The sequence below is a fragment of the Arthrobacter sp. QXT-31 genome, from assembly GCF_001969265.1.
In the GTDB taxonomy this organism is placed as follows: Bacteria; Actinomycetota; Actinomycetes; order Actinomycetales; family Micrococcaceae; genus Arthrobacter.
Genome location: NZ_CP019304.1, coordinates 2,357,884 through 2,376,321, shown reverse-complemented (window position 1 = coordinate 2,376,321; position 18,438 = coordinate 2,357,884). Strand labels below are relative to the sequence as shown.

18 protein-coding genes are annotated in these 18,438 nt (G+C 65.9%); 12 read left to right on the top strand and 6 right to left on the bottom strand.

What is annotated here, in order from left to right:
- The first annotated feature begins 57 nt into the window (after positions 1–57).
- Positions 58–1,377 carry an MFS transporter gene (locus BWQ92_RS10760; protein WP_076799503.1) on the top strand — a complete coding sequence of 440 codons (1,320 nt, stop codon included), beginning with the start codon at positions 58–60 and terminating at the stop codon, positions 1,375–1,377.
- Positions 1,378–1,527: 150 nt separating this feature from the next.
- On the opposite strand, the gene BWQ92_RS10755 is transcribed toward BWQ92_RS10760, so the two are convergent.
- A complete protein-coding gene (locus tag BWQ92_RS10755; protein WP_076799502.1) occupies positions 1,528–2,595 on the bottom strand; it encodes an ATP-dependent DNA ligase in 1,068 nt (355 codons plus the stop codon).
- Positions 2,596–2,672: 77 nt separating this feature from the next.
- Between BWQ92_RS10755 and BWQ92_RS10750 the strand changes: the two genes are divergently transcribed.
- Positions 2,673–3,644, top strand: coding sequence for a TIGR03885 family FMN-dependent LLM class oxidoreductase (locus tag BWQ92_RS10750; RefSeq protein ID WP_076799501.1), 972 nt, complete (start codon positions 2,673–2,675; stop codon positions 3,642–3,644).
- Positions 3,641–5,335, top strand: a complete 1,695-nt coding sequence (locus tag BWQ92_RS10745; RefSeq protein ID WP_076799500.1) for an alpha-amylase family protein — start codon at positions 3,641–3,643, stop codon at positions 5,333–5,335. The genes BWQ92_RS10750 and BWQ92_RS10745 overlap by 4 nt, the downstream gene beginning before the upstream one ends.
- A 10-nt stretch (positions 5,336–5,345) precedes the next feature.
- On the opposite strand, the gene BWQ92_RS10740 is transcribed toward BWQ92_RS10745, so the two are convergent.
- The 3 genes from BWQ92_RS10740 to BWQ92_RS10730 all read right to left on the bottom strand — a co-directional run bounded on the left by BWQ92_RS10740 (position 5,346) and on the right by BWQ92_RS10730 (position 8,101).
- Complete coding sequence (locus tag BWQ92_RS10740) at positions 5,346–7,142, bottom strand: glycoside hydrolase family 13 protein (RefSeq protein WP_076803655.1); 1,797 nt, start codon at positions 7,140–7,142, stop codon at positions 5,346–5,348.
- Positions 7,143–7,373: 231 nt separating this feature from the next.
- Positions 7,374–7,649, bottom strand: a complete 276-nt coding sequence (locus BWQ92_RS10735) for a hypothetical protein (RefSeq protein WP_076799499.1) — start codon at positions 7,647–7,649, stop codon at positions 7,374–7,376.
- A gap of 188 nt (positions 7,650–7,837) precedes the next feature.
- The gene (locus BWQ92_RS10730; RefSeq protein ID WP_076799498.1) at positions 7,838–8,101 is read right to left on the bottom strand and encodes a hypothetical protein; all 264 of its coding nucleotides are present in this window, start codon (positions 8,099–8,101) and stop codon (positions 7,838–7,840) included.
- A 309-nt stretch (positions 8,102–8,410) separates the two neighbouring features.
- Here BWQ92_RS10730 and BWQ92_RS23525 point away from each other — a divergent pair, with 309 nt between their 5' ends.
- On the top strand, positions 8,411–8,581 hold the full coding sequence (locus BWQ92_RS23525) for a hypothetical protein (protein ID WP_157365139.1): 171 nt from the start codon (positions 8,411–8,413) through the stop codon (positions 8,579–8,581).
- Positions 8,582–8,599: 18 nt separating this feature from the next.
- Positions 8,600–8,842 (top strand): hypothetical protein, encoded by a 243-nt coding sequence (locus BWQ92_RS10725; RefSeq protein ID WP_076799497.1) that lies wholly within the window; start codon positions 8,600–8,602, stop codon positions 8,840–8,842.
- On the opposite strand, the gene BWQ92_RS10720 is transcribed toward BWQ92_RS10725, so the two are convergent.
- Positions 8,843–9,718, bottom strand: coding sequence for an IclR family transcriptional regulator (locus BWQ92_RS10720; protein ID WP_236783174.1), 876 nt, complete (start codon positions 9,716–9,718; stop codon positions 8,843–8,845).
- A gap of 149 nt (positions 9,719–9,867) precedes the next feature.
- Entirely contained in the window at positions 9,868–11,229 is a 1,362-nt protein-coding gene (locus tag BWQ92_RS10715; RefSeq protein WP_236783173.1) for an MFS transporter, read from the bottom strand.
- 297 nt (positions 11,230–11,526) lie between these two features.
- Between BWQ92_RS10715 and BWQ92_RS10710 the strand changes: the two genes are divergently transcribed.
- The 7 genes from BWQ92_RS10710 to BWQ92_RS10680 all read left to right on the top strand — a co-directional run bounded on the left by BWQ92_RS10710 (position 11,527) and on the right by BWQ92_RS10680 (position 18,352).
- Positions 11,527–12,924, top strand: coding sequence for an LLM class flavin-dependent oxidoreductase (locus BWQ92_RS10710; protein ID WP_076799495.1), 1,398 nt, complete (start codon positions 11,527–11,529; stop codon positions 12,922–12,924).
- Positions 12,925–12,926: 2 nt separating this feature from the next.
- Positions 12,927–14,273: a flavin monoamine oxidase family protein gene (locus BWQ92_RS10705; protein ID WP_257787671.1), complete on the top strand. Its 1,347-nt coding sequence runs from the start codon at positions 12,927–12,929 to the stop codon at positions 14,271–14,273.
- Positions 14,270–14,785, top strand: a complete 516-nt coding sequence (locus BWQ92_RS10700) for a flavin reductase family protein (RefSeq protein WP_076799493.1) — start codon at positions 14,270–14,272, stop codon at positions 14,783–14,785. The genes BWQ92_RS10705 and BWQ92_RS10700 overlap by 4 nt, the downstream gene beginning before the upstream one ends.
- Positions 14,786–14,828: 43 nt before the next feature.
- Positions 14,829–15,410 (top strand): flavin reductase family protein, encoded by a 582-nt coding sequence (locus BWQ92_RS10695; RefSeq protein ID WP_076799492.1) that lies wholly within the window; start codon positions 14,829–14,831, stop codon positions 15,408–15,410.
- On the top strand, positions 15,407–15,823 hold the full coding sequence (locus BWQ92_RS10690; protein ID WP_076799491.1) for an ester cyclase: 417 nt from the start codon (positions 15,407–15,409) through the stop codon (positions 15,821–15,823). The genes BWQ92_RS10695 and BWQ92_RS10690 overlap by 4 nt, the downstream gene beginning before the upstream one ends.
- A gap of 63 nt (positions 15,824–15,886) precedes the next feature.
- Entirely contained in the window at positions 15,887–17,470 is a 1,584-nt protein-coding gene (locus BWQ92_RS10685; protein ID WP_076799490.1) for an aldehyde dehydrogenase (NADP(+)), read from the top strand.
- Positions 17,471–17,566: 96 nt separating this feature from the next.
- Positions 17,567–18,352, top strand: a complete 786-nt coding sequence (locus BWQ92_RS10680; protein WP_076799489.1) for a 2-keto-4-pentenoate hydratase — start codon at positions 17,567–17,569, stop codon at positions 18,350–18,352.
- Positions 18,353–18,438: the final 86 nt, after the last annotated feature.

Below are 18,438 nucleotides of genomic sequence, written 5' to 3'. Positions count from 1 at the left end.
AGCGGCAGCGACTCCCCGATCTGTCCCGCGACAATGTCGTCCCCCCGAAGGAACACCATGAGCCAGACCATTCCGTCCACCACGCCGGGCACCGCCGCCCCGGCCGGGACACCGAAAAAAGCAGCCCTTGCCAGCTTCCTCGGCAGCGCCGTCGAGTACTACGACTTCTTTATCTTCGGTTCGGCGGCCGCACTGATCTTCCCGCATGTGTTCTTCCCGAATGCCGACGCGAACGCCGCCATCATGTCCTTTGCGACATTTGGTTTTGCCTACGTCGCACGGCCCGTCGGTGCCGTTGTCCTGGGCCACTACGGTGACCGGGTGGGCCGGCGCAAGGTCCTCATGTTCACCCTGATCCTCATGGGCGCCTCCACCTTCCTGATCGGCTGCCTGCCGGACTTCAACACCGTCGGCTGGTGGGCTCCGGGCCTGCTGGTGCTTGCCCGCCTCTGCCAGGGCCTCTCCGCGGCCGGCGAACAGGCCGGCGCTTCCTCCATGACCCTGGAGCACGCGCCGGACAACCAGCGCTCCTTCTTCACCTCGTGGACCCTCACCGGCACCCAGGGCGGCCAGATCCTGGCGGCGCTCGTCTTCATTCCGGTGCTCGCGCTGCCGGACGAGATCAAGTACGGCATCGGCTGGCGGATCCCCTTCTGGCTCAGCGCAGTGGTTGTTGTGATCGCCTTCTTCATCCGCCGCACTCTTCACGAGCCGCCGGCCTTCGAAGCGGCCCAGAAGTCCGCCCAGATCGCCAAGCTGCCCGTCGCCGACCTGCTGACGGCCCATTGGCGCGACGTCCTCCGCGTCATTTGCTGCGCCTTCATCGCCGCCGTCTCCACCGTGTTCGGCACCCTCGCCATCAGCTACGCCAAGACCGTTGCCGGCGTGGACGGCACCATCACTCTTTGGCTCGTGGTGGGTGCCAACCTCGTGGCCCTGGCCACCCAGCCGCTGTTCGGCAAGCTGGCCGACCGCATCGGCCGGAAGCCGGTTTTCATCTACGGTGCCCTGTCCAGCGCGGTCCTGACCCCGCTGTTCCTGCTCAGCCTCGAAGCCGGCAATGTGCTGCTGATGTTCGTGGCCGCGATCGCGTTCTTCTCCTGCGGCTATGCGGCCGCGAACGCCGTCTGGCCTTCCTTCTACGCGGAGATGTTCAGCACCAGGGTCCGGTTCTCCGGCCTGGCCATCGGCACCCAGCTCGGCTTCCTGATGGCCGGCTTCGCGCCGGCCATCGTGGCGGCCATGGGCGGCATCAAGCCCGGCGGCTGGGTGCAGATCAGCATCTTCACCGCGGTCATCTGCGGCGTCGCCGCCATCTCGGCCCTGACGGCGAAGGAGACCTTCAAGGTTCCCACCAAGGAGCTTGGGCTGAAGTAGCCGCCCAAGGTGCGGCCCGCCGTCGTGACCCGGTTTGGCCCCCAAGCCGGGCCACGACACGACGGGTCGCACCGTTTTGGGCAGGTTCGGTTTCAAAGAAGGTCACGACGGCGGCCCTCCCCTCCCGGGGCGGGCCGCCTTTTCGTGGGGCTAGGTGGCGAGCACCTCGGCGAGGTCGAACTTCACCGGCTCCTCGAGCTGTTCGTAAGTGCAGGACTCCGGGTCCCGGTCGGTCCGCCAGCGCACGAACTGCGCTGTGTGGCGGAACCGTTCGCCCTCCATGTGGTCGTATTTCACTTCCAGCACCCGTTCCGGCCGCAGCGGCGTGAAGGACAGGTCCTTGCCCGCACTCCACCGGCTGCCCTCCGCGTTGCGGGGTGTCCGGGCCCCCTCCTCCTGCTTGGCCCACGCCCAGGGGTGCTCATCGAAGCCGGTCACCAGGGGCTGGAGTTCCTCGAAAAGCTCCCTGCGCCGCTTCATCGGAAAGGCGCCCACGACGCCGACGCTGGCAAGTTCCCCGTCCGGTTTGTAGAGGCCCAGCAGCAGCGACCCGATGGCGTCGGGGCCGCTCTTGTGCACGCGGTAGCCGGCCAGCACGCAGTCTGCGGTCCGCTCGTGCTTGATCTTGAACATCACCCGCTTGTCCGGCTGGTACGGCCCGTCCAGCGGCTTGGCCACGATCCCGTCCAGGCCGGCGCCCTCGAACTGGTGGAACCACTTTCCGGCCAGTTCCGGGTCCTGGGTGGCAGCAGTCAGGTGGACCGGGGCGCTGGCGGCGGCGAAGGCCTTCTCCAGGGCCGCGCGCCGTTCGGCAAAGGGACGGCCGCTGAAGTCCTCGTCGCCGAGCGCCAGCAGGTCGAACGCCACGAACTTGGCCGGCGTCTGTTCGGAGAGCAGCTTGACCCTGCTGGCCGCCGGGTGGATCCGCTGCTGCAGGGCGTCAAAGTCCAGCCGGTCCCCGGAAGCACCCACCAGGACGATCTCCCCGTCGATCACGCACTTCGGCGGCAGGTTGGCTTTCAGCGCCTCCACAAGCTCCGGGAAGTAGCGCGTCATCGGCTTCTCGTTACGGCTGCCGATCTCCACGTCGTCGCCGTCACGGAAGATGATGGAGCGGAATCCGTCCCACTTCGGCTCGTAACTCAGGCGGCCTTCAGGGATGGCGCCGACCGATTTGGCCAGCATGGGGGCGACAGGGGGCATGACCGGCAGCTGCATAGGCCCCATTCTTGCCCGGCACCCGTCCGGACGCCACCCCCTCGACACGACCTGCACCCCGCCGGTAGACATGAGGGATGGCAGCTATCGGTTTTCACGCATCGCATGAACAGATCAGTCCGGGCCAACTCCTGAAGGACGTGCGGCTCGCCGAGGAGGCGGGCTTCGACGCCGCCATGTGCTCGGACCATATCGAACCGTGGTCTGCACGGCAGGGACACTCCGGTTTCGCATGGTCATGGCTCGGGGCCGCCCTCGCCAGCACCAGCCTCCGCTTCGGCGTGGTCACCGCGCCGGGACAGCGGTACCACCCTGCCATCATCGCGCACGCGTCGGCCACGCTGGCATCCATGTTTCCCGGCCGCTTCTGGATGGCGCCGGGCAGCGGCGAGAACATGAACGAGCACGTCACGGGCGACCCCTGGCCGCTGAAGGAAACCCGGCAGCAACGGCTGGAGGAATGTGTGGACGTCATCCGCCGGCTGCACGCCGGCGAGGAGGTGACGCACCATGGCCTGGTCACCGTGGAGCAGGCGCGGATCTGGGATCTTCCCTCGCCCCCGCCGTCCCTGATCGCACCGGCCATCAGCGTGGACACCGCCCGCCGGGCCGCCGGCTGGGCTGACGGCCTGGTGACGGTGAACCAGCCGGCCGACAAGCTAGCGGAAATGCTCGCGGCCTACCGGGACGCGGGCGGCAAGGGGAAAGCCGTGCTGCAGATCCACCTGTCCTGGGCTCCCCGGGAGGAGGACGCCGTCGCCATTGCAATGGACCAGTGGCGTTCGAATGTCTTCGCCCCACCCATCCCCTGGGACCTGCCGACGGCAGCGCACTTCGACGGCGTCAGCACCGATGTCGGGGAGGCCCAGGTCAGGAAATCGGTGAACGTTTCGGCCAGCCTGGACCGCCACGTGGAATGGCTGGGCGAGTACCTGGACCTCGGCTTCGACGAGCTGTACCTCCACTTCGTGGGGCAGGAGCAGGCGCCGTTCATCGAGGCGTTTGCGCAGAGCGTCCTGCCGCAGCTGCGGAAGGTGCCCGTGGCATGAACATCGCTGAGACATCGGATCTATGGTGGAAGACCGCCGTCATCTACTGCCTGGACGTCGAGACCTTCTTTGACCACGACGGCGACGGCACCGGTGATTTCGCCGGCCTGACCCAGCGGGTGGACTACCTGGCGGCGCTGGGCGTCAACTGCATCTGGCTGATGCCCTTCTATCCGTCGCCGGACCGGGACGACGGTTATGACGTGACGGACTTCTTCGACGTCGACCGCCGCCTGGGCACGCTGGGTGACTTCGTGGAGTTCATCCGCACTGCCAAGGACCGGGGCATCCGGGTGATCGCCGACTTCGTGGTCAACCACACCTCCAACCAGCACCCCTGGTTCCTGGAGTCACGCAAATCCGTAGACAACCCCTACCGGGACTACTACGTCTGGCGGAGCGACCCGCCACCGGACACGTCCTCGGAAGTGATCTTTCCCGGTGAACAGGCCTCGCTCTGGACCCAGGACGATGCCACCGACGAGTGGTACCTGCACATGTTCATGGAGCACCAGCCGGATCTGAATGTGACCAACCCCAAGGTCCGCAACGAGATCGCCAAGGCCATGGGTCTTTGGCTGGAGCTGGGACTGGACGGGTTCCGGCTGGATGCGGTCCCATTTTTCCTGGAGACCCGCGGCGCGCCCAAGGACGAGGCTGCCAACATCGATCCGCACGACTACCTCGGCGCCCTGCGCAGCTTCGTCAACCGGCGCAACGGCGGCGCGGTACTGCTGGGCGAGGTGAACCTGCCCTATAAGGAACAGCTGGAGTATTTCGGCGGCGCCGAGGGCAACGAGCTGAACATGCAGTTCGATTTCATGTCCATGCAGCACATCTACCTTTCGCTTGCACGGCAGGACGCACGGCCGCTGGCCGAGACGCTAAAGACGCGGCCGCAGTTGCATCCGGACAACCACTGGGCCATGTTCGTCCGCAACCACGACGAGCTCACCCTGGACAAGCTCACCGACGGCGAGCGGGAGGAGGTTTTCGCCGCGTTCGGGCCGGACAAAAACATGCAGCTCTACGGGCGGGGACTGCGGCGCCGGCTGCCCCCGATGCTGGACGGCGACGCCGACCGGATCCGGATGGCGTACTCGCTGATGTTCTCGCTGCCCGGAACGCCGGTGCTCTTCTACGGCGAGGAGATCGGGATGGGCGAGGACCTGCGGCAGAAGGGCCGTGCCGCCGTCCGCACCCCGATGCAGTGGAACGGCGAGAAGAACGGCGGCTTTTCCAGCGCCAAGGCGTCCGAGCTGGTGGTCCCGCTGGCCCGCGGGGAGTACGGCCCCGAAAAGGTCAACGCAGCCGACGCCAAGCGGGATCCGGAGTCCCTGTGGAACTTCATAGCGACGCTCATCCAGCGGTACCGCGAATCACCCGAGTTGGGCTGGGGCGAGTTTGCAATCCTCGAGCAGCCGGAGCCGGCTGTTTTCGCACACCGCTGCAGCTCGCCGGAGGGCACCCTGGTGCTGCTGCACAACTTCGGCGAGGCGCCGGTCAAGGTCGCCACGAATATCGGCTCGGACGACGCTCCACCCCGGGCTTACCGGGACGCCATCCTGCTGGATCTGTTCGACGGCGGCAACGTTCAGCTGGAGGCCGACGGCGGTTTCACTGTTGAGCTGGGACGGTACGGCTACCGCTGGTTCCGCGTCCACCGCCCGGGTGACCGGCTGGCACCCTAGAAGCATTGCGCTACACGTCGCGGCGGAACACCTTCACCTCCCAGGGGCGCAGGTCGAACTGCCGGCCTGTGCCGCCCTGCCCTGTATTGGCGTCCGCCGGGTAGTTGCCCAGCACGAGCTCGACCGTCGCCCATTCGCCGCCGTCGCCCCATTCGCCGGCGTCAGCCCAGGCACCACCGTCGGCTGCTGCGGACCGGCCGGTCCCGGAAAAGTTGGCCAGCACCAGCAGTTCAGCGTCCGGGAGTGAGCGCTTGAACGCATAGATGTGTTCGTCGTCGGGCAGCAGCATGCTGAAATCCCCATAGGCGACGACCGGGTCCGAATGCCGCAGGGCGATCACCTTGCGGTAGAAGCTGAAGACTGACCCGGGATCGTCAACCTGCGCCGCCGCGTTGATGGTGTTCGCGTTCGGGTTCACGGCGATCCAGGGCGCCCCGGTGGTGAAGCCGCCATGCCGGCTCGCATCCCACTGCACGGGCGTCCGGGCGTTGTCCCGGTTCAGCGGTGCCAGGGCGGCCAGGACCTCCGCGTCGGTGTGGCCCAGGTGGGTGGTGGCCTCGCGGTGGTGGTTGAGGACCTCGATATCGCGGTAGTCGCTGATGGCGCCGAACGCCATGTTGGTCATGCCCAGTTCCTCGCCCTGGTACACATAGGGCGTACCGCGGTGCAGGTGCAGGACGGCGGCCAGCATTTTCGCGGACACCTCCCGGTACTGCCCGTCGTCGCCGAAGCGGGAAACGGCGCGGGCCTGGTCGTGGTTTCCCCAGTAGAGGCTGTTCCAGCCGCGCCCGGCAAGCCCTTCCTGCCAGCGGCCCAGGGACTTCTTCAGGTCCGTAAGCTGCAGCTTCTTGGGCCGCCACTTGTTGCCGCCCTCCTGGTCGAGGGCCACGTGCTCGAACTGGAACACCATGTCCACCTCGCGGCGGCCGGGGTCAGTGAAGAGGACGGCATCCTCGACGGTGACGCCCGGCATCTCGCCCACGGTCAGCAGGTCCTTGTCCCGCCCCGCAAAGACTTCCTGGTGCATCTCCTGCAGGAACTCGTGGATGCGCGGTCCGCAGATGAAGTGCGGGCCGCCGTCGCCGTAAAGCTTGCCATCGGCCTTCGGGCCGTCGGGCAGCGACGGCTCCTTGGAGATGAAGTTGATGACATCCATCCGGAAGCCGTCCACGCCCCGGTCAAGCCACCAATTCATCATGTCGTAGACGGCTGCCCGGACCTCCGGGTTTTCCCAATTCAGGTCCGGCTGCTTTCTGGAGAACAGGTGCAGGTAGTACTCCCCCGTGGCTTCGTCGTACTCCCAGGCAGGCCCGGAAAAGGCGGAGCCCCAGTTGTTGGGTTCCGCGCCAGGGGTTCCGGCTTCAGCACCCCCGCGCGGCGGCCGCCACCAGTACCAGTCCCGCTTCGGGTTGTTCCTGCTGGAGCGGGATTCCACGAACCACGGGTGTTCGTCCGAGGTGTGGTTCACGACGAGGTCCATCACCAGCTTCATGCCGCGTGAGTGCAGGCCCTCCAGCAGTTCGTCGAGGGCCGCCAGGTCCCCGAACACGGGATCGATATCGCGGTAGTCGCTGATGTCATAGCCGTTGTCGTCCTGCGGCGAGCGGTACACCGGGGACAGCCAGACGACGTCGACCCCCAGCTTTTGCAGGTAGTCCAGCTTCCCGATGATCCCGCGGAGGTCGCCGACGCCGTCGCCGTCCGAGTCGGCGAAGCTGCGCGGATAGATCTGGTACACCACCGCATTCTTGAACCACTCCCTGCCGGCCCGGTAGGCCCTCTCTTCCTCGGTTTCCTGCATGGTCATCGCTGGCTCCTCCTGGTCGACGGCGGCGGGCTGCTGGCCCACTGAAAGTCTTGTTCCAGAAGAATCGGCGGTCAATGGCCTATGCGGGTCGCGCCTCAGTCCGTTTCGGGGCTGGCGCAGAAAAAGCAGGTGTTGGCGTCGCAGTCGTCCATGGCTGGGGCTGTGGATGAGTCGTCGCTCGCAGCTTCGGCGTAAATCATGGTTGTCATGGCACGGACCCTGTCAGCGCGCTTACTCGCCGTACATCAGGCTGTTGAGGAACGAGTCCAGCTGCTGGCCCGTAGTGGCTTCATGGGCGTGTGCGGTGTTTCCGCGCGCAGTCACAGGGTGGGCCTGCTCAAGGTAGAGGCCTTCCCAGGGAGAGCAGACAAGTGCCCCGCCGTCGACCGCCGCCGGCACTGCCGCCGAAGGCGTGGGGGCCTGGAGGGTCACGGCGGCCCGCTGGGCAGTGCCATGCCCCCAGCCGAAGACGCTGGCAATAGCTCGGTGACCTACTGAGATGGACATAGTTCCTTCCCTTCTTCCGTTCCGCCAGCACACCTGCGTACCGGCCGACTTCTTTGTCTAATGGACTCGTTTGTGATTCAAGAATATGAACGCGGTGTTCATCTTATGAACGTGACTCCATTGTGGCACGGCTCACCTTCGGGCGCAATAGTTACAGTCCCGAGTACGGACGCGTTCTCTGGAGCAGCTCAGCGTGAACCTTCAGCCGAGGCGTCACGCACCACCACCGGCCTATCGGAGCTGCAGACCATAACCCTTCCCCGGCCACCCGACTGGATAACCCAAAAGACGCTGCGGTCAACGGCGATCATGTCGATCCGGCCCGCGATGACCCTGCCGTCCCGGAGGAGGACCCGGACGGCGTCCTGGCGTGACAGCTTGGACCAGTCGGGCACGGGCGCGGCAGGCAGGCGGGTGATGTGGCGGGCTGGAGCTTGGGTGTGAAGGCGCATGTTCCTGGTCCATGGGAGAGAGATGAAGGGTTATGGCAGACGTTCAGTCTATGAACGTGGCGTTCAGCATAGGAGTGATGCACTTCACCGTCAAGTCCGCGACCGACGCACTCCCGGCCGGCCTGGCTGGCGTGGTCGCGGCGGTGAAAGCTGTCTCTTGCAAAAAGCCGTGACAGGGGCCACAATGGATGCACGTTCACAGAATGAACGTAACGTTCATTTTATTCCGGGAGCCAACGGCGGCTTTCCGGAAGGCACATACCTCATCCGGGAACCCTGGTTCCCCCGGCAGTCCGCGAGGAGCCCACCATGAGCACCGTTCACCGCATCCTTCTCACCGCACTTGCCCGTTCCGGCCGTCCCGCCACCGGCGGGCGGACTGCCACCGGCGCCACCGCGGGCCGGCAGTCCATCGGTTCCGAGGTGCTTACTTGCACCCCCTGGGCCGGGTTGGACTTCGAGGACCCCGCCGCCTTCTAACGCCCCGGAGTTTCAGACATGACGCATTGGCGCCAGAAGACACAACGCAAGCCGCGCAAGGCGGCAGCGGATATCCTGCGCGAACGTGATGAACGGCGAACTGCGGCAATGATCGCCTGCATCACCGAAGTGAGCAGCAGCGAAGGACCGGAGGGTGTCACCCACGGCCTGGTCGCCGAGCGCGCCGGAGTCCCGGTCCAGTACGTGGAATGGAAATACCCGTCACGCGATCATCTGATCGCGATGGCGGGCATTCGGTAACTAGGACAGCGCCTTGGCGATGTCCTGTGCGGCCTGGCGCAGGAGATCGATCGTATCGGGCAGCTGATCCGATTTGAGCCGCTGAACGGGGCCGTTAATCGAGAGTATGCCCACCAGGGTATTGGCGGCGTCACGGACGGGGCACGCGACCACAAAGAGGCCTTCTTCGAGTTCGTCATCAAGGATGGCGTAGCCCTGGTCCCGGACCTGGTGCAGTTCCTTGACCAGAGCCTTCCGGCTGGTGATCGTCTGCGGAGTGTAGGACTCCAGCTTCTCGGGCAACTCGGCGGCGACCCGTTCGTCACTCAGTTCAGCCAGCAGGACCTTTCCCGTGGCGCTGGCGTGGATCGGATAGGTGCCCCCAAGGTAGACGTGGGACACGTTCAGGTAGCGGGAAGCATATGCCTCCGCAATCACGTCGTACGCCAACTCGCCACGCACCATGGCGAAGCTGAACGTCTCATTAAGCTTGACCGCGTACTCGTCCAGGACGGGCTGGATCCTGGCCACAGCACCGGTGTACGGGTCGGCAAGCCTCCCCAGCCGGGCCATTTGCCATCCCAGCAGGTAGCGGTTGTCGACGCGGTCCACAAAGCCGGTCTGCTCCAGGCTTAGCAGCAGCCGGAACGCCGTGGGTCGCGTCATCCCTACGGCCTGCGCCAGTTCCGTGACCGTGATGCCCTGCCGGTGGCGGCCGAGTTCACTAAGAAGCACCGTCGCCTTGATGACGGACTTGTTGGTCAGGTCGACGGACTCATCAGGGCTGGAGGCTTCGCTTCCTTGTGCTTCGTCTGCTTCTGCTGCGCTTTGTCCCGCCGCCATGTCCGCTCCCGGTTCGCGTTCGGTCAGGGCCGTGGCCCGTGCTGTCCATTCCATCCTATGCCCTTTCAAGTAGCGAACGGGGTGTTCACCCTCAGGCTACGCGCGCAGCTGATTGCCGCGCTTCACACGAAAAGGGTGCCCTGCCGGCCGACGCCAGGCAGGGCACCCTTCCGTTCACACGAGCCGGGAAAGTGGCCGCAGTGTTACTTCACCGCCGACTTGCTCAGGAGTGCGGACGTGTCGCTGAGGCTCAGCCCCTTGGTCTCCGGCGCCATGTACTGCGAGATCACAGCACCGAGCACACAGATGCCGGCAGCGATGAGCATCGTGGTTCCCACGCCCAGGCTGTCCACTGACATCGGGAGGATGAATGTTCCGGCTGCTGCGCCAATCCGCGAAAAAGCAGTTGCGAAGCCGACGCCCGCCCCGCGGATTTCCGTGGGGAAGACCTCGCCCGGGTAGACGCCGGTCAGGGCGGTGGAGATGGCGTTGAAGAAGGAGAATGCGATGAAGCAGATCAGGATGACCATCGGCGAGACGTGCGAGAACAGTCCGATGACCACCAGCGCGACGGCAGCGATCCACATTGGCGGGATGGACAGCTTGCGGCGTCCCAGCCGCTCGATGAGGTACATCGCGGCAAGGGAGCCCGCCACCACCACACCGTTCAGCAGCAGCGCCCCGGTCAGGCCATCCTCGACGCCCAGGCTCTCGAGCACGATTGGAGCGAAGGTGGCAATGGCGAAGTACGGGGTGACGTTGCAGACCCAGTACATGGAGACGAAGATCGTTGCATTGCGGTACTGGGGTGAAAAGAGCTTGCGGAAGCTGGGGCGCTGCGGCTTTTCGTAGGCCAGGTCCCGGACGTCCTCCTCCTCCATGCATTCGTTGGCAATGGCAAGCGCCTCTTCTTGCCGCCCTTTGCTGATCAGCCAGCGCGGGGACTCCGGGGTTCCGAGCCGGAGCAGGAAGACGATGAGTGACGGGACGGTGCTCATGCCCAGGATGATCCGCCAGTCGGCGTCGATTGAAGTGGACATGTAGTACCCCACCGCATAGGCGAGCAGGTATCCGACATACCAGGCAACCTCCTGGAAGGCCATGAGCTTGCCGCGCAGCCTTGCGGGCGAGAACTCAACGAGCAGGGGCCAACCGATCGCGTAGTCCGCGCCGATGGCCATACCCATGAGCAGGCGGATTAGGAACAGCTGCCATGCGTCTGCCACGAAGAACTGCGCGGCGGAACCCAGCAGGAAGATGGCGAGGTCCACGATGAACATGGGCTTACGGCCGATCTTGTCGGCGAAATAGCCGCCGAGTGGACCGCCGAAGAAGATGCCGATCAGTGCCGACGCACCGATCAGCCCCTGCCAGGTGGCTGACAGGTTCAGATCGGAGGTCAGGGCCGGCATGACGAGCCCAATGCCGCCCAGGATGAAGCCGTCGATGAACATGCCCCCGGCGATCACCGCACTGAGTTTGTACAGGAACCGCTTTTTGTGCGGATCCTGTGCGACTGATGGCTGCAAAGACGGCCCGGGAGCCGGTGTAACAGGTGTATTCACGAAGGACTTCCTTGTAGATCGTGCCAATTCGAACGAAAAGGAGCGCCGGCAATATCAGCACGGCGGAGGTTGGGGAGGGTTGAAAACCCGGGGCCGTTCATCTTTCGAACGTGATGGTCAAAAATATGGCATGCGCCACATCCCGTGTCAACAGGCCTCCCGTAACCTGCCCGCGCGGAATAGGGCCCTTGACAGTGAGGTGGCTTACACCTTAAATTGAACACAGTGTTCATTTTGTGAACGTCCACTTAAATGTTGTCGCCGTGTCCGGCACGAGTCCAAGGAAGCACCGCTGCCATGAAAAACGCACCTCTGAGCCTTTTCGCTTTTGACGTCTTTGCCCCGAGTCACCTGACCTCCGGTTCCTGGCGGGCCGAAGGCGATCAGGGCCACCGGTACACGGACCTCCAGTACTGGACGGGCATCGCACAGACGCTCGAAAAGGCCGGTTTCGACGGCATTTTCTTCGCCGACAACGTCGGCTACCACGACGTCTACCGCGGAAACGGCGATGCTGCCCTGCGTGACGCCGCACAGTTCCCGATCAATGACCCGACCGTGCTGGTCAGCGGCATGGCCGCAGTGACCAGGCACCTCACCTTCGGTGTGACCTGCTCGGCAACCTACGAGCCGCCCTACCTGCTGGCACGCAAGTACAGCAGCCTGGACCACCTCACCAACGGCCGCGTGGGCTGGAACATCGTGACCTCCTACTCGGAGGCTGCCGCCCGTAACCTCGGCAAGGAACAGCAGCTGTCCCCGGCCGAGCGCTACGACATGGCCGATGAGTACATGGACGTGGTCTACAAGCTCTGGGAAAGCTCCTTCGAAGAGGACGCCGTTGTCCGGGACGTCGAATCCGCCACGTACATCGATCCGGCCAAGGTGCACCAGATCAACCACTCCGGCAAGCACTTCACGGTGCCCGGCTTCCACCTCTGCGAGCCGTCCCCGCAGCGCACCCCGGTCCTGTTCCAGGCCGGCGCCTCCTCCCGGGGCATGGAATTCGGCGGCAAGCACGCCGAAGCCGTTTTCCTCCAGGGGACCTCGGTGGAGGGCACCGCACGCAGTGTGGCCAAGCTCCGCCAGGCCGTGGCCGACGCCGGCCGCGATCCCCGCGACGTCAAGATCGTCATCCTCCTCACCGTCATCGTCGCCCCCACCGACGAGGAAGCCCAGGCCAAGTACCGGAAAGCCGTGGAGACCGCACCGATCGACGGGATCCTGGCCCGCTTCAGCGGCTGGACCGGCATCGACATGTCCGAGTACGAACTGGACACCCCGCTGCGCTCCGTCAACACCAAGGCCGGCCAGTCCATGGTGGACATGTTCTCCAAGGCCGACCCGGACCGCGACTGGACCCCGCGCCAGATCGCCGAGTTCCTCGCCGTCGGCGGCACCGGCTCCACCATCATCGGCTCCCCGGAAACCGTCGCCGCCGAACTGCGCCGCTGGCGGGACGAGGCCGACGTCGACGGCGTGAACCTCAGCTACATCACCAAGCCCGGCAGCTGGGAAGACTTCATCGAACTCGCTCTGCCCGAACTGCGCGCCCAGGGCCTGATCGCGCCGGCCCCCGCCGCCGACCAGGAACCGGTCACCCTGCGCGAAAAGCTCTTCGGCCAGAAGTACACCCTGGACGGCCACCCCGCCACGGCACAGCGCACCGCCCGGCTCGCACCCACCGGCAACTAAGCATCACGACACAAACTACGAAGGATCCTTCAATGACTGAACAGACTGACGTCGTCGTCATCGGTGCCGGCCTGGCCGGCCTGACCACCGCCCGCGAGCTCAGCAACCGCGGCCACAAAGTGGTAGTCCTCGAAGCCCAGAACCGCCTCGGCGGCCGCGTCTACACCGAACGCCGGCTCGGCCAGAACCTGGAACTCGGCGGCAACTGGCTGCACTGGACCCAGCCCCACGTCTGGGCCGAGGTCACCCGCTACGGCCTGGAGGTCTCCCGCGGCCCCCGCTCGGAAGAAACCTACTGGCTGGCCGGCAACGAAGTCCGCCGCGGCAACCTGGACGACTTCATGAAGCTGATCGACCCGGGCATGACCCGGCTGCTGGAAGACACCGTGAAGTGGCTGCCCCGCCCGGACGCACCGCTGACCGTGGAGAACCTGGCCGAGGTGGACCAGTACAACCTGCAGGAAATCCTGGACAAGCTCGACCTCTCCGAGGACGAGCGGAACGCGAACGAGGCCGCCTGGGTGGGCCACTTCAACGCCCCCCTGAACCAGTGCGCCTACGTCAACGCCCTGCGCTGGACCGCCGGCTCCTCCGGACACTGGCACCTCATGCACGAGGCCTCCGCGATCTACCGCCTCAAGGACGGCAACGACGGCCTCGTCAACGCCATCGCCGAGGACAGCACCGCCGACATCCGCCTGAACGCCCCCGTCACGGCCGTCCGCCACAACGCCGACGGCGCCACCATCGCCTACGGCGACGGCCAGGAAATCCAGGCCAAGAAGGTGGTCATCACCCTGTCCCAGAACATCCTGCACAAGCTCGATGTCCAGCCCGCCCTGTCCGAGGGCAAGCTCGCCCCCAGCCGGGAAAGAACCGCGTCCCAGGGCGTCAAAGCCTGGATCCGGGTCAAGGGCCCCATCAAGCCGTTCTTCGCCTACTCCGCGCAGGACAAGCCGCTCTCCGTGATCCGCACCGAATTCGTCAGCGAGACGGACGCCGTGCTGGTCGGCTTCGGCGCCGACGCGAACCGCATCGACGTCACCGACCCCGTCCAGGTCCAGGAAGCCATCAAAGTCTGGCGCGACGACCTCGAAGTCCTCGAAGTCACCGGCCACAAGTGGGGCGAAGACCCCTACGCCGAGGAAACCTGGCAGATCCAGCGCCCCGGCCAGCTCACCAAGTACCACGCCGCACAGCAGGCGTCCGAAGGCGCACTGCACTTCGCCAGCAGCGACACCGCGAACATCTGGGCCGGCTTCTTCGACGGCGCCATCGAATCCGGCCTCCGCACCGGCCGCAACATCCACGCAGAACTCAAAGCCGCAGGACCGGAGGAAAAGGCATGAGCGCCCCCGTACTGGAAACCCGCCGGATCGATTCCGACACCTACCGTGCCGTCATGCGGCACCTGCCCACCGGCGTTGCCGCGATCTGCTCCACGGATCCTGTCACCGGGGCCCAGAACGGCATGATCGTGGGAACGTTCGCCTCGCTGTCCATGGAGCCGGCGCTCGTGACTTTCAGCGTGATGCGCTCCTCCACGAGCTGGCCAAAGATCGCCGAGGCCGGCACCTTCAGCGTCAGCCTCCTCGCCGAGGACCAGCAGCAGGTGTGCCGCGCGCTCTCCGCCAAGGGCGAGGACAAGCTCAGCAATGTTGCCTGGTCCGAATCCGCGTGGGGCACCCCTCACCTTCACGGTTCCCTTGCCTGGTTCGACTGCCGGGTTGAACAGCAGTTCACGGCCGGGGACCACGTCGTCGTCATCGCCAGCGTGCTGGCCATGACACCCGCTGAGGGGGCTTCGGCCCCGCTCATCTTCCACGGCGGACGCTTCGGCAGCTTCCGCGAAACCGCCTGAACAGAACCACCTGATCCAATCCATCTGATCAAGGAAGACTGATATGGATATCACCCCCTCCGCCGAGAAAACTCCGGACAGCGACATCACCCCCGCGCTTTACCGCCAGATCCTGGGCAAGCTGCCCACCGGCGTCACCGCCATCACCGGCGTCAACGACGACGACGAGAAGCTCGGCCTCGTCGTCGGCACCTTCCAGTCCCTGTCACTGGAGCCGCCGCTGGTGATGTTCTGCGTGGACAAGTCCTCCTCCAGCTGGCCGAAACTGCGCAAGCTGCAGAAGTTCACCGCCAACATCCTCTCCGACGACCAGATCAGCATCTGCCGGTCGCTGTCCCGGAAGGGACCCGAGAAGTTCGAGGGCCTGCCCTGCGCCCCCGGCCCCCTCGGTACCCCGCACCTGGACGGCGCCACCGCCTACATCGACTGCGTCGTGACCGCCGAGGTCGTCGTCGGCGACCACTACATGGTGGTCGGCTCCGTGACCAACATGAGCGAAGGAACCGGCGACGCCCTGCTGTTCCGGGGCGGCAAGTTCGGCCAGTACCTGCCCATCGAAATCCCAGCCCCCGTCCCCGCCGCCCCTGCGGCACCGGAAAACGAACCCGCAAGGAGCGCATCATGAGCCGCCGCGACACCATCCTCAAGGCCTGGAACGGCGCCTGGGGAAACGGGGACTTCACGGCGTTCGAGCAGCTCCTCGCACCCGGTTACGTCCGCCGGTCCAAGTCCGGCAGTGAGGACTACGCCGCCCTTAGGAAGACCATCGAGGCGATGCACACCGCCTTCCCCGATTCCCGCACCGAAATCCTGGAAATCATCGAGGACGGCCCCAAGGTGGCCGTGCACTGGCAGACCACCGGCACCCACACCGGCGAATTCATGGACGTCCCCGCCACGGGGCGCAGCATCGCCGTGACCGGCGCATCCTTCCTGAAATTCGACGGCGACAAGCTCGCCGAGGAATGGGTGGTCTGGGACCCGCGCGAACTGCTTTCCGCCCTCGGCATCTGGCACCTGGGAGCCGGCAACGCCTAGGCTTGCCGCTCCTTCCATAAACGCCACCTCTACTGACTTAGACCGCCCCAGGAGGCGCCACCAATGACACTTGCAGGACATTCCCTCATCGCCGGGGAAACCACCCCCGGCACCAGCGGCACGGCCCATGGCATCAACCCGGCCACCAATGAACAGCTCGAACCCGCCTACACCCTGATCAGTGAACAGCAGCTCAAAGCGGCCACCGACGCGGCCGCCGACGCTTTCGACTCCTTCAGCGCCCTCGAGCCGGAGCAGCATGCCCGGTTCCTCGAAGCGATCGCCGAAAACATCGAGGCCATCGGTGATGAGCTGATCGAACGGACCTCGATCGAGACCGGGCTCGGCCTGGACCGGCTGCGCGGCGAACGCGCCCGGACCACCGGCCAACTGCGGCTCTTCGCCGACGTCGTCCGCCACGGCGACTTCCGCGGCGTCCGCATCGACCCCGCGCTGCCCGAGCGCACTCCCCTGCCCCGGGCCGACATCCGCCAGCGGCAGATTCCCCTGGGACCCGTGGCCGTGTTCGGCGCCAGCAACTTCCCGCTCGCGTTCTCGGTCGCCGGCGGTGACACGGCCTCGGCTTTCGCTGCCGGCTGCCCTGTGATCGTCAAGGCACACAACGCCCACCCCGGCGCCGCCGAGCTCGTCGGACAGGCCATCACCAAGGCGGTTGCTGATCTTGGCCTGCACCCGGGTGTCTTCTCCCTCGTTTACGGCTCCGGCGCCAGCATCGGCCAGGCCCTTGTGGCCGACCCCGCCATCAAGGCCGTCGGCTTCACCGGCTCCCGGGCCGGCGGAACCGCCCTCATGCGCACCGCCGCCGCACGCCCCGAGCCGATTCCGGTCTACGCCGAAATGTCCTCGATCAACCCGGTGTACGTCTTCCCCGGCGCGCTGGAGGGCGACGTGGCGACCCTCGCCAAGCAGTACGTTGCCTCGGTGACCGGCAGCTCCGGACAGCTCTGCACCTCACCAGGCCTGGTCTTCGTCCCGGAAGGCGACGCGGGGAACCGCTTCACCGCCGCCATCACCGACGCCATCACCGAACTGTCCGGCCAGACCATGCTCAGCGGCGGCATCGCCTCGGCCTGGCAGCACGGCCACGACGCGCTCGAAGCAGCCGCCGACGTCGAACTCCTCGGCCGGGGCACGAAGGGACCGGGCGAGAACTCGCCGGCACCGGCTGTCTTCAGTGCCGAACTCGACGTCTTCATCAACAACCCCGTCCTGCATGAGGAAATCTTCGGCGCCGCCTCCCTGGTGGTCCGCTACAAGGGCATTGAGGAACTGGTTGCAGTCACCGGCAAGCTGGAGGGACAGCTCACCGCATCCCTGCACATCACCGGGGACGACTACGCCGCCGCGGCGCCGCTCATCCCGGCGCTGGAGCGCAAGGTTGGCCGCATCATCGTCAACGGCTGGCCCACCGGCGTGGAGGTCGGCCACGCCGTGGTCCACGGCGGCCCGTTCCCGGCCACCTCGGATGCCAAGACCACCTCGGTCGGATCGCTCGCGATTGACCGCTTCCTGCGCCCGGTCGCCTACCAGAACTTCCCCGACCAGCTCCGTCCGGCACCCCTGCAGGACGCCAACCCCTGGCAGGTCAACCGCCTGATCGACGGCAAGCCCGAGCACGCCTCCTAAGATTCCAAACTTCCGGCCCCGGACAGGCTCCCCGCAACAGACATCGTCCGGGGCCGGAAACCCACCCGCGCCTGGCAAGACCTAAGGACTCCCCGCATGACCACCATCGCGCTCGAAGACATCGCGGGCACCCTCCGCGCCGCCCGGCTTCAGGGCCAGCCGATCGACGCCCCCACCGAAACCTGGCCGTCCCTCGATGCCGATGCCGCGTTCGAGGTGCAGAAGATCAACGTCCGCCGCGCCGTCGAAAACGGTGACCGTCTGGTGGGCTACAAACTCGGCAACATCGCCAAGGTCATGCAGGACGCCTTTGGCCTCGACCAGCCGGACTACGGGCACCTGCTGGCCAGCAGCTTCGCGTACGAAGGCACCACCCTGAAGCTGAGCACGTTCATCGAGCCCTTCGTGGAACTCGAGCCCGCGTTCGTCCTGAAGGGGCACCTCGGCGGACGGAACACCACCATCGCCGATGTCATCAATGCCATCGACTACGCGCTGCCGGCCATCGAAATCATCGACTCCCGGGTCAAGAACTGGGCCATCGGGCTTCCGGACACACTGGCAGACAACGGCTCCACCGGCGCGATCCTCCTCGGCGGGACCCCCCGGCGCCTCACCGACCTGAACCTCCGGGACACCCGCGGCGTCCTGCGGTTCAACGACCGGGAAGTTATTTCCGGCACCACCGGCAACATCCTCGGCAACCCGATCGCCGCCCTGGCCTGGCTCGTCAACCGCCTCGCGGACTACGACGTCGAGTTCGAACCCGGACAGGTCATCCTGCCCGGCAGTTGCCTGCAGGCCGTCCCCATGCGGGAAGCCGGCCGCTGGTCCGGCACGTTCGAGGGCTGGGGCACCGTGGAATTCGACGTAGCGCGCTAGCGAAGGATGGCCTCCGGGCCAACAACCAGACCGGTGTGCCCGGCCCACGTTCATAAACAGAGCGTCCACGAACAGGCCGGGCCGGG

Excerpts from the sequence above, each read along its gene's own strand:
- BWQ92_RS10760 (WP_076799503.1), top strand. The coding sequence starts at position 58 with ATGAGCCAGACCATTCCGTCCACCACGCCGGGCACCGCCGCCCCGGCC.
- BWQ92_RS10755 (WP_076799502.1), bottom strand. The coding sequence starts at position 2,595 with ATGCAGCTGCCGGTCATGCCCCCTGTCGCCCCCATGCTGGCCAAATCG.
- BWQ92_RS10750 (WP_076799501.1), top strand. The coding sequence starts at position 2,673 with ATGGCAGCTATCGGTTTTCACGCATCGCATGAACAGATCAGTCCGGGC.
- BWQ92_RS10745 (WP_076799500.1), top strand. The coding sequence starts at position 3,641 with ATGAACATCGCTGAGACATCGGATCTATGGTGGAAGACCGCCGTCATC.
- BWQ92_RS10740 (WP_076803655.1), bottom strand. The coding sequence starts at position 7,142 with ATGACCATGCAGGAAACCGAGGAAGAGAGGGCCTACCGGGCCGGCAGG.
- BWQ92_RS10735 (WP_076799499.1), bottom strand. The coding sequence starts at position 7,649 with ATGTCCATCTCAGTAGGTCACCGAGCTATTGCCAGCGTCTTCGGCTGG.
- BWQ92_RS10730 (WP_076799498.1), bottom strand. The coding sequence starts at position 8,101 with ATGCGCCTTCACACCCAAGCTCCAGCCCGCCACATCACCCGCCTGCCT.
- BWQ92_RS23525 (WP_157365139.1), top strand. The coding sequence starts at position 8,411 with ATGAGCACCGTTCACCGCATCCTTCTCACCGCACTTGCCCGTTCCGGC.
- BWQ92_RS10725 (WP_076799497.1), top strand. The coding sequence starts at position 8,600 with ATGACGCATTGGCGCCAGAAGACACAACGCAAGCCGCGCAAGGCGGCA.
- BWQ92_RS10720 (WP_236783174.1), bottom strand. The coding sequence starts at position 9,718 with ATGGAATGGACAGCACGGGCCACGGCCCTGACCGAACGCGAACCGGGA.
- BWQ92_RS10710 (WP_076799495.1), top strand. The coding sequence starts at position 11,527 with ATGAAAAACGCACCTCTGAGCCTTTTCGCTTTTGACGTCTTTGCCCCG.
- BWQ92_RS10700 (WP_076799493.1), top strand. The coding sequence starts at position 14,270 with ATGAGCGCCCCCGTACTGGAAACCCGCCGGATCGATTCCGACACCTAC.
- BWQ92_RS10695 (WP_076799492.1), top strand. The coding sequence starts at position 14,829 with ATGGATATCACCCCCTCCGCCGAGAAAACTCCGGACAGCGACATCACC.
- BWQ92_RS10690 (WP_076799491.1), top strand. The coding sequence starts at position 15,407 with ATGAGCCGCCGCGACACCATCCTCAAGGCCTGGAACGGCGCCTGGGGA.
- BWQ92_RS10685 (WP_076799490.1), top strand. The coding sequence starts at position 15,887 with ATGACACTTGCAGGACATTCCCTCATCGCCGGGGAAACCACCCCCGGC.
- BWQ92_RS10680 (WP_076799489.1), top strand. The coding sequence starts at position 17,567 with ATGACCACCATCGCGCTCGAAGACATCGCGGGCACCCTCCGCGCCGCC.